A 9,857-nucleotide genomic window follows, 5' to 3' on the forward strand; every position below is an offset into this window, starting at 1 on the left:
AACTCGCTGCGCCGCGACCCGCACGCCGCCGCCGGATGCGCCAGGTCGATATCGCTCGGCCCAAAGCGCCCCAGGTAAAAGTTGTACCCCCCATCCCGCCGGGCCCAGAAGTACCCATCCGACAGCATCATCCCGCTGCGCCCGGCCCAGCCGAACCAACCATCCGTCAACATCCCGCGTCGATATCCGATCATCGTTCCCTCGTATATGAAGAAAAGAATTCAGAACTCAGAACACAGAATGAGAGGAGTCCGGCGGACGATGCCCACGCTGCATTCTGAATTCTGACCACTGAGTTCTGGATTCTCTCGGTTCATCCGCCACTCACCACGCGATACTCCACGTCCTCCTCCTGGCTCAGTGTCACCACCAGCTCATCGCCCGCGTCCGCGTCGTCCCGGATCGTCTCGACCCCGTCGGCCAATCGGTACGATGCGTTGTTGACGATCTTCGCCAGCGCCAGGTCGCGCAGGCTGATCGTCACCGGCAGATACCGCTCGAACGGGCTCAAGGCCGCCCCCGCGTCGATCACGCCCACCAGCTCCGGCACGTCGAACGGGGCCGTCCCGTACCGCACGGCAAACCCGTACCAGCCGCCGCCGATCTCGAAAACCGCTGGGGCGCCGGCCAACCGGTCCTGCCCGTCGATCGCGTGCAGACTCGACCATGCCGGTGTTAATCCCGCCTTCGGCGCGCCGTCCTCCGTCACGTACAGCTTGTAGATCATCGATCAGCTCCTTTCTCGAATCGCAGACCGCCTATCGCGCCACCGCCTGCCGGACGTTCGCGTACACCGCCGCCCGGCCGGGCACGTATCGCCGCGCGGCTGAGAGCCCCATCGGCATCACCGCCCCCGCCACGTGCGGATTGACGAACCCCGCCGCCAGGCACGGCGACGCCCCGCGCAGCCGAAAGTCCCCGCCCGCTGCGTCCACGAACCGCGGATCGTCCGCGACGTCCGTCGCATCGCGATACAACCCCAACCCGCTCAACACGCCCACGCAGTTGTTCCTCGAGATGTAGCCCAGCGCGTGGACCGCGTCCTCGTTGTACAAATCCGCCGTCGCATTGCCCCAGACGATGTTGCCCGCCAGCACCGGCGCCGCCTGCGGCTCCGCCAGATCGGCGCCGAACCAGATCCCATACCCGTTGCCCCAGATCACGTTGTTCATGTACGCATCGTCGTAGACGCTCATGACCCGCACGCCCGCCGTAACGTTCGAGCAAATCAGGTTGCCCAGCAGTTCCACCCGCGCCGCCAGCACCCCGACCTGGTTGTCATCGATCGCGTTGCCCACCAGCCGCGCCTGCGACGATGGATTGGCGTTGCAGGCGATCCCCGTCTGGCACCCGTGCACCCGGCATCCCAGAATCGTCACATTCTGGCAGAAGTACCCGACCTCGATCCCGATCGGGCAACCGCACACCTCCACGCCCTCAACCGAGACCAGGTAATCATCGTAGTGGTACTCCGGCTCGAACAGGATCCCGCTGGCTGTGCCGCCGCACATCCGTCCCGGCCCCATCACCCGCACCCGGCGATAGTCGCCGCCGCCGAGCGTCATCACCGTCCAGACCTGGTCCGCCCCGTCCAGCACCGCCCCGTTCAGGCGCACCTGCACCACCGATCCGCCGTACGGCACCTCGCGGGCATAGCTCAGCGTCCGAACGGGCATCCGATCCGGCGCGCAAACCCAGAACGGTCGATTGGTCGACGGATCGGCTGCGCTCGCCGCTTCCGCCAGCGTCAACTGCGTCTGGCTATCCACGCTCTGGATTCGATACGAACGAAACGTCCCGTCCGGATCCGTGACGAACACGTAATCGCCCGCCGCCACGCCCGCGGTGACAAACGCCGCCGTCGCCGAACCGAACGTCGCCGCCGCAACGAACCGCCCGTCCGCCCCCGCCGCCTTCGACTCGGCCCGCCACGTCGCGCTCTGAAGCTGCAGCACGTCGCCCGCCGCCAGCCGATCGAACCCGTACTGGATCGAATGCCACGCCCCAGCCGCGTCGTCCGACGTGCCCGCGTTCCCGTCCAATCCGTCCTGCCGCACGTAATACGTCGTCACGATCTGCTCCCTGGAATTGCCGATGGTTGACTGCCGATTTCATCCCGCCATCCAAGCGCCTGTAGGGCGGGTCATGACCCGCCCTGCAAATCACACAAACGCAATCGCCGCGCTGCTCCAGACCCGCCCGTCGACCGCTGCGTTCAGATACCACGTGCCCGTCGTCGAGTGTCCCACCGACAGCGTCGCCTCGCCCGTCGCGCCGGTCAGCACCGTCCACCGCGCCTTGGCTGCGATCTCCTCGATCACCGCGCCCGTTGTCCAACTCACCGCCCCGTTCGGCGGCGACCCCGTCACCGTCCCAGCCGGCGCGTTCGACAGCCACGCCTCCACTGCGAATACGTGACCGTCGGCCCCGCCCGCTGCGCTTCGCACCGAGACCGTCACCGCGATCGCATTGCCCGCCTCGACGCCCACCGCGATCTGGACCTGCGGGATCATCTCGGCCAACCCCGCCGCCAGCCGCTGAGCCCCCACCGGGCCCGCCAACCCGAACACGTGCGCCGCCCGCCAGTCGGTGATATCGGCGTCGCCGAACGTCCCGCCGCTCGTGGCCACCGTCGCCAGTCGAACGTGCGGCGTCGCCGCGGCGTCGGGAAAACCCGCCACGCTCACCGCCAGCGTCCCATCCGCCAGCAGGTACAGGTAGTTCGTCGCGTTGTCCGTCAGCACCCGATCGGCAACGCCCGCGTACTCCCGCACCGCCGTCCCGTCGAAAAACCGCCCGGGCTTGACGCCCGCCACCAGGTCGCCCGTCTTGTACACCCGCAGCCCCGCCCCGACCGCCGCGTTGCGAGACAACCGATAGATGCACTTGACGAAACTCACGTACCAGTCCAGCCCCTCGCCCTTGATCGGGTAGTACACCCCCGTCACCGGATCGACCAGGCCCGACAGCCCTTCCAACTCCGCATCGCTCGGAAACAGCTCCGTCATCGTTCGCTCCTCGATTTCGAATGTGCCATTTGCTTTGCGTCAACTGTCCGCCGGCAAGTCCGCACTGGCCGTCCAGCGCACCGTCGGCCGGCCGTACGACACCGATGCCAGCTCCAGCCATCGCGGCGCCGCCGGAACCGACGTCACGAACACCAGCCGCGACGGCATCGCCAGATCGACCTTCCCGTTCGACCCGATCAGCCGCACCCCAAAACTGTGGTAGCCGTCGCGATACGACCGCGGCGTCGTCCACGAAAACGGTTCGTTGTAGTAGCCGAACTCACCGCAGCCGAACCGGCCGCACCCAAAGCCGCCGCCCGTCACCCCGCCCTGGGCCCAGCCGAAACTCCCCGTCCCGAACCGGCCGTGGCCGAAACCCGCCTTCTCCCAGACGTTCGCCCACAGCCGAACCGGCAGGCCCGTCAGCATCTCCGCGCCGCTGCTCAAAAACCAATCCGGCCGGTGGAACACCGCGAACCCCAGCGGCCGATGCCACCGGTGCAACTTGACGAACTCGATCGTGATCCTCGCCGCCATCGACGCCTCCTATCGCTCCGCCAGCCGTTCCAACCGGCGGTGAATGTCCTGCGTCCACTTCTCCAGGTCCTCGAGCTTCACGTCCACCGCTGCGATCCGGCCCGCCAACCGGTCCTCCAGACCCGCCAGCCGCGCCGCCAGCAACTCCTCGCTCACCAGCCGGTCGCGACCCACGTGCACCCGACGGTCCACCGTGTGAAAAATCATCCACCCGCCCAACCCCACCAGCAGGGCGCAACACACGTACGTGACGATGTAGCCGACGTCCATCATTCCGCCTCAATACACATGGTAGATCGCCGTCCCATCCGGCCCGAGCCCGTCGAACCGCACCCGCACCAGGTCGCCGACCGCCAACCCGCCCGCGTACCCGCCGCGTTCGGCGACGTGCCCCACGCGGATTGCCGCGGTCTGATCCGGATCGTCAACGAAGCTGTTGACCCCGTCGGGAATCAGCCGAACCACTTCGTACGTCCCGTCTGCGAAATCCGCGCCGATCCGCGCGGCAAACGACTCCGGCCGCCAGATCGCCGGACCGACCGCCGCGGTCAGCGGCGACGCCGTCCGATCCGCCGCCCGCCGATCCGCCTCCAGCGCCGCCACCCGCGCCCGAAGCCGCCGCATCTCCGCCGCCTGTTCCCGCGTCCGGTTCTCGTCCATCTCTGTCACCTCCGTCGCTATACGCCACGCTCCGCGCCGTAGGGTGCGTCCTCCGGACGCACCAGCCCAGCGCCGCCCGCGATTGAACCGCAAATCCCTCCCAACAACCCATGGCCGATCCTCGCATTGGTGTCACAACAACCAACCACACCTGAGCAGAAATGGTGCGTCCGGAGGACGCACCCTACACGCGCTCCGTATCGCGCCGCAGCACCAACGCCAGCCGCCGCGCCGCAAAATCGTACGTCAGGTGCTCGACCACCAGCGATTCGCTTTCCGCGATCGCCGCTTCGCCCAATCCGCGCACCGCCAGCCGCGCCGGACCCGCGGCCAGCTCCGCGGGCAGCGGACCCACCGCCGCCAGACTGATCCGCTCAGCCGCGCGACTCGCCTGCCGCCAGATCCGCCGGGCCCGCTCCGCGGTGATCTGCCGGTCGTCCGGGCAATAGACCACCCGCTCGCGCGGCGCGGCGCTCGCCGGCCCGCTGTGCCCGTCGGCTGGGTAGCGGGCCGCCAGCCGAGGAACGTCGGTGTGATGGCGGTAGCGGATCCGCACCTCGCCCGATTGGCTGTGGCCCGGAACCAGCGCGTTGCGCGAATTGACCCGCCCGTTCGGCGGAACCGCCAGGATCGGATACCGCGAGGTCACCGTCTGCGTCGCGAGGTCCGGTCCGAGCGTCTCGACCGGCGTGAACACCTCCTGACCCGCCGCGCCGATCGTTCGCTGGACCAGCTCGATCGGCTGATCCTCGAGCAGCCCGGCGATATGGCCGTAGCCGAAGCGCCGGTACACCCGCGCCCGGCCGTCGATCACGCTCGCATCCTGTGGATTGACAAATGCGTGGTTCAGTTGCCAGTCCGCCTCCAGTGCCGCGTCCCACGCCGGCGACGCCTCGGCCAGGCCGATCGCCACCTTGCGCTCCGAGACCAGCCGCACCGCCGTGCAGCTTTCCGACGACCGCTCCAGCGACCACCGCGCCGCCGACCACGGCGAACCGCTGGTCAGGTCCAGCGTCTCGCGCGGTAGTTGATCGAACGTCGCCGCCCTCCATCGCCGCGTCGCCGGATCGACGGCCAGCACGTACGGCCCGAACTCCAGGGCCTCGCCGATCGCCGAGGCCAGATCGCCGTTCTCAACCCACAGCCAGTCGATCGGCTCGGACAACGGCGAGACGTCGGCGGCGGCGCAGACGACGTCGCCCGCCGCCCCGGCCTGGCGCAGGGCGTCGGCGTGACGTTCGAGCAGGTCAAGCAGCACGCCGCCGACCGTCGCGTTTCGATAGGACACCACGGGCACGCCGGCGGCGTCCACCGCCGAGACCGAACCGGCCAGATCGACCGGGCCCGACGCCTCCACCAGCCGCCCGCGGCTCTGCCCGTCGGCCCACGCCCGCTCCGCCGTCGTGCGGCCGGCGAACACCAGCGCCTCGCCGCACCAGAATCGCACCGCCGCTGCCAACCCCGGCGAGCCGGCGTCGCGGTCGACGCGAAACGTCAGACGCCGCCGTCCGTCCAGGCCGCCCGTCAACCGCTGTGGCGTCGTGCCCGGCCTGGCCGTCCGATCGTTGATCTCCAGCCGATACTCGGTCATCGCTTACTCCTGCTCCGCGAACACCGGGGCTGCGTCCGTCTGGAACGTCAGCACCACCTGGTCCGACCACCGCGCGTCGTGCGGGTCCGACGGCCGCGGCCGCTCGAGCGACAGCAGCTTGCCGTAGCCGTAATCGACCACGAGCCGATTCAACTCGTCCATCACCCCGATCCACCGCGCCCCGCCGTCGGCCCACGCCGCCAGGTCGAACACCCACCGCTCGAACGCCAGGAAGTCCGCCGCCCGATACCGAACCCGAAACGTCGGATACAGCGCCAGCCCCAGCGGCCGATCGTCCACCGGCACCACAGGCCCCAGCGTCTGCCCGGAACCGCCGGCCTTCGCCGTCGCCTCCCAGCGGCCCATCGCCACGATCAACTCGTCGCCCACCGCCACGTTGCCGAACATCAGCTTGTACATCGCGTCGGTCTCCTTGCGATCACGTCGCCGCCGCGGACAGCTCGTCGCGCCCGATCAGAAACGTCACCGTCAGCTCCAGCAGCACCGCCCGCTGACGCGACCGGCGAAGGTCGTTGCGCCACTGCATCAGCCGGCCGTCGGCATCCTGCTCGACCTTGTCCAGCGCCAGCGTCAGTCGGCCCGTCCGCATCCGCACCTCCAGCACCCGCGCCAGGCCCAGGTCCGGCAGGCCCGCCTCCAGCGCCGCCGCCACCGCCAACCGCAGCGCGTTGACCTTCCCCAGCGCCAGCGTGTCGGTCCAGATCGCGATCTGAAAATCCTCGCTCGCCCGCAGGTGCGCGGGTGAGTGGTTCAGGTCGAGTTGTCCGCCGCTCTGATCGACGATCAGCACCGCTTCATCGGCGTTCTGAGGAACCGGGGCGTCGCGCTCGTCCACCCCGTACCGGCACCGGTTGGCCGGCGCGAACGCCGCCGTCACACCCGCCGAGGCCGGGCCCTCCTCCAGGTAAAACCAGATGCGATCAAGTATCTGCGTCCAGGGGTTCATCGTTGCGTCCTGTTCTTGTTGGGCTTTGGCCATCTGTAGGGCGGGAGGTTCTGCGGCAAAGCCGCAGGTTCACCCGCCATCTTCCTTCTCGCTTGCTCACCAATCCCAGCCGTCGCCGCGCAGATGGCTCAGGTCGTCGGTCGCTTGGCCGACCGTGCGGCCCGTGCCCGCGCTGACGCGGCCGGCTCGCGCCACGCCCGCCAGCAGCGTGCCGCGCCCCAAATCCTGAAGCTGGGCCAGCGTTCTGGCGTACAGGGCCTCCATCGCGTTGGCCCGGTCGCGCAGGCCGCGCCACGCGTAGATGTGGAACCCCGCCACCGTCACCGTCCACTGGCGAAGCTGGCTTTGCACCCGCGCGGGAAGTTCCGCGAATGCATCGGCGGCGAACGGCGCGGCGTAGCCGGCGCGGGCCAGGTAGCCGTCGACGATCCCCTCCGCTGCGACCAGGGCCGTCTCGATCCCCGCCTGCTCAGCGGGGCCGAGCGCGCCGTCGCGGTCCTTGTCCGCCCAGTCGGCGACGTTGGCCGCCGAGAAGAACTGCTCCAGGTCGGCTTGCGTGGCGTAGGTGGGCATGGTGTCCTCACATGTGGGATTGGGGATTGGGGATTAGGGGTTGGGGAAGAAGGCGGGCGCTTGTCGATCAGCGCCCGCCGTTCTCCTGCCGCCGCCTACGTGAACTGCGTCCGCAGGCAGTGCTGCCAGTAGCCGTACGCCATCGCGTAGCGGGCCCGGACGCCGTAGAGGTACTTTTCCCGCTTGAACGACTCCTCGGAGCCTTCGGCCAGGGCGGTAAACTCGAGCGCCTCGCGGTCCTGGAACACGAACGGCCGAACCTCGACGTCGGTGCGGCAGAGGTACCACCGGTCGGACGAACTCAATCGCGGGAAGACCGCCACCTGGGCCTCGCCCGAGAGGATGTTGGTCGAGCTGCCGAGGATCTCGGCGCTGAGGGCCTGCTTGGCGGCGTACCACAAAACCGGCGGGACCACCACGACGAGCTGGCCGACGTCGCCCGCGATCGGTTCGCCCTGGTCGTCCTTGTAGGCCAGCATCGTTTCGACCGCCTGCCGGTACGAGCCGGCGAACTCCTCGGGCGTGACCGCCTCGGCGTTGGCGGCGTCGAAGGTCAACGCGTTGCTCTGGACGCCGCTGGCCCCGCTCTGGTGGTCGGCTGCGAAGTACGTCCTGCCGTCGTAGGCGACGTAGTCGGCCTCGCCGCCGAGCTCCATCAGCACGGCCAGCAGCTTGTCCGGATGCCCAGCCGCGCGGCGGGCCAACTCGCGGACCCGCACCGCGATCTGACCGAGCTGATCGTCGGCCAGTTCGTCGCGATCGACCTCGATCGTCGCCTCGTACTTCTGGTTCTCGACGTTGTACGACTCGCTGCGCAGCCCCCTGGCCAGCCGGCCCGTGCCCCAGGCCCGCATCGGCGGGACGGTGCCCAGCCAGCGGTAGTTCTCCGACGGACCGCTCGACTTGACCACCGTGGCCAGCCGCTTCCAGACCGGCGAGACCGCCTTGAGCGCCGAAAAGAAATTGCCCTTCAGGGCCGTGGTCGTCAGACCCGTATCGATGATGGTTGACATGCGATGCTCCCTTGTGAAGTGGTTGTTCCGTTCGCGATCGGCTCGTTGGTTCCCCCGCTACGGCAGGGGGAAGTACTCGATGGCGAGGCCCCCGCCCACGCCGGCGGCGGCGTTGGCCTGACCGACCCTGGCCCACAGCCGCGTGTTGGCGGCGACCGTCGTGCCCGCCAGGATCAGGTTCGACGGCGTGCCGTCGACCAGCGTGGTCAGGTTGAAGCTGTCCACGATCTCGTCGGGATCGGCGGCGTCGGCGCCCACGTCCAGCGCCCCCTGGTCCGGTTTGGTCTCGAACCAGCACTGGGCCTTGACCACCACGATCGGGGTCGACCAGCAGCCGACGGGGTTCTTCGCCGCCGCCGCGGTCGATGAGGCCAACGGGACGCAGACGTTCGCCGTGAAGCGCCGCTGCGGATCGATCCGTACGATGATCGAGCCGGCCGCGGGCACGTCGACGATCCGGCCGACGTAGCTGGCCGATCCGCCGGCGAAAGTCAGCGTGTTGTCGTCGGTGGCGAAGACGGGCCGGCCGATCGCGGTCTTGGTCGCCCCGGCCAGGGCGAACTCGAAGTCGCCCTCGGTGAAGATCGTCACCTCGCGGCCGCCGTCGGCCCCGGCGGCGTTGTCGCACTTCTCGTAGGCCAGGCCCTGGAACTGGTCCGCCGCCTGCAGCGGCCGGGCGCAGCCGCAGAGGCGGTCCAGCCCCACCAGGGCGCCGCGGTAGATCACCGCCAGGGCCTTGACCGCCAGCGTGCGAAGCTGCTGGTCGATGTACCGGTTGACGTTGCTGTCGCTGCTTAGGGTCATCGTGTGCTCCTTGCGAAATGGGTTGCGTTTCGGTCAGACGGTCAGGGGATTGGCGGCGTCGCCTTCGATCCGCTGGAGTTCAGCCAGGTCCTCGAGGCTCACGCCCATCCGCGTGAAGAACTCGCGGTGCTCGTGGAACTGCCGGGCGGCTTTGGCGGCGGCGGGGTCGGGCTTGCCCGCGCGATGGGCCGCGTCGTCGGTTTCGAGGGTCACGACGCCGCGGCGGGAGCGGTAGAACTCCATCCGCCTGTCGCTGGGGCGGGGTTGGCCGTCGGTGGACTCGGCGGCGGTTTCGCGCTGGCGCTGCTCGATCAGCAGCGGCTCTTCGCTTTCGCGCTCGGCCGGGGTCATCCGTCCGGCCAGGACCATCTGCTCGCAGAAGTTGGCGATTTCGTGGGCGGCAAGGATGCGCCGCTGCTCGGCCCGCAGTTCGGCGGTCAGCCGCTCGATCATCTGTTCCAACTCGCGGCGGGTGGGGAAGTCGTGCGTGCCCTGTTCCTGGGTCTGGCTCATCGAGTTCTCCTTTTCTTGAAAATCGATTCGCGTGAATTCCGCTGCGTCGGTAAAGACCTGGGTGGGATGGACGTCGGCGAGGCCCTTGACCTGGGGCACGGGCGGCCAGGCCACCGCCCGCAGGTAGGGTCCGCGGCCGGCCAGATCGTCGTAGATCTCCACGCTGCGCTTCTTGATCCGGCCGGCCAGGA

At 68.9% G+C, this 9,857-nt stretch carries 14 protein-coding genes; all 14 read right to left on the minus strand.

Annotated elements, in window-relative coordinates; all coding sequences use genetic code 11:
* Nucleotides 1-194: hypothetical protein (locus GXY33_13725; protein NLX06192.1), on the minus strand; the 194-nt coding region annotated here is incomplete at its 3' end.
* A 119-nt stretch (nt 195-313) separates the two neighbouring features.
* The gene (locus GXY33_13730) at nt 314-727 is read right to left on the minus strand and encodes a hypothetical protein (protein NLX06193.1); all 414 of its coding nucleotides are present in this window, start codon (nt 725-727) and stop codon (nt 314-316) included.
* 31 nt (nt 728-758) lie between these two features.
* Nucleotides 759-2,072 carry a hypothetical protein gene (locus tag GXY33_13735; GenBank protein NLX06194.1) on the minus strand — a complete coding sequence of 438 codons (1,314 nt, stop codon included), beginning with the start codon at nt 2,070-2,072 and terminating at the stop codon, nt 759-761.
* A 90-nt stretch (nt 2,073-2,162) separates the two neighbouring features.
* Nucleotides 2,163-3,008: a hypothetical protein gene (locus tag GXY33_13740; GenBank protein NLX06195.1), complete on the minus strand. Its 846-nt coding sequence runs from the start codon at nt 3,006-3,008 to the stop codon at nt 2,163-2,165.
* Between the two features lie 39 nt (nt 3,009-3,047).
* Nucleotides 3,048-3,545, minus strand: coding sequence for a hypothetical protein (locus GXY33_13745; protein ID NLX06196.1), 498 nt, complete (start codon nt 3,543-3,545; stop codon nt 3,048-3,050).
* Between the two features lie 9 nt (nt 3,546-3,554).
* Complete coding sequence (locus GXY33_13750) at nt 3,555-3,815, minus strand: hypothetical protein (protein NLX06197.1); 261 nt, start codon at nt 3,813-3,815, stop codon at nt 3,555-3,557.
* Between the two features lie 9 nt (nt 3,816-3,824).
* Nucleotides 3,825-4,205 (minus strand): hypothetical protein, encoded by a 381-nt coding sequence (locus GXY33_13755; protein NLX06198.1) that lies wholly within the window; start codon nt 4,203-4,205, stop codon nt 3,825-3,827.
* A 184-nt stretch (nt 4,206-4,389) separates the two neighbouring features.
* A complete protein-coding gene (locus tag GXY33_13760; GenBank protein NLX06199.1) occupies nt 4,390-5,796 on the minus strand; it encodes a hypothetical protein in 1,407 nt (468 codons plus the stop codon).
* Nucleotides 5,797-5,799: 3 nt separating this feature from the next.
* Nucleotides 5,800-6,216: a hypothetical protein gene (locus GXY33_13765; protein ID NLX06200.1), complete on the minus strand. Its 417-nt coding sequence runs from the start codon at nt 6,214-6,216 to the stop codon at nt 5,800-5,802.
* A 19-nt stretch (nt 6,217-6,235) separates the two neighbouring features.
* Nucleotides 6,236-6,763 (minus strand): hypothetical protein, encoded by a 528-nt coding sequence (locus GXY33_13770; protein ID NLX06201.1) that lies wholly within the window; start codon nt 6,761-6,763, stop codon nt 6,236-6,238.
* A 96-nt stretch (nt 6,764-6,859) separates the two neighbouring features.
* On the minus strand, nt 6,860-7,336 hold the full coding sequence (locus tag GXY33_13775; GenBank protein NLX06202.1) for a DUF1320 family protein: 477 nt from the start codon (nt 7,334-7,336) through the stop codon (nt 6,860-6,862).
* A gap of 95 nt (nt 7,337-7,431) precedes the next feature.
* Entirely contained in the window at nt 7,432-8,349 is a 918-nt protein-coding gene (locus tag GXY33_13780) for a hypothetical protein (GenBank protein ID NLX06203.1), read from the minus strand.
* A 57-nt stretch (nt 8,350-8,406) separates the two neighbouring features.
* Complete coding sequence (locus GXY33_13785; protein NLX06204.1) at nt 8,407-9,153, minus strand: hypothetical protein; 747 nt, start codon at nt 9,151-9,153, stop codon at nt 8,407-8,409.
* 33 nt (nt 9,154-9,186) lie between these two features.
* Nucleotides 9,187-9,828, minus strand: a complete 642-nt coding sequence (locus GXY33_13790; GenBank protein NLX06205.1) for a hypothetical protein — start codon at nt 9,826-9,828, stop codon at nt 9,187-9,189.
* Nucleotides 9,829-9,857: the final 29 nt, after the last annotated feature.

The sequence above is a fragment of the Phycisphaerae bacterium genome, from assembly GCA_012729815.1.
Taxonomy (GTDB): domain Bacteria; phylum Planctomycetota; class Phycisphaerae; order JAAYCJ01; family JAAYCJ01; genus JAAYCJ01.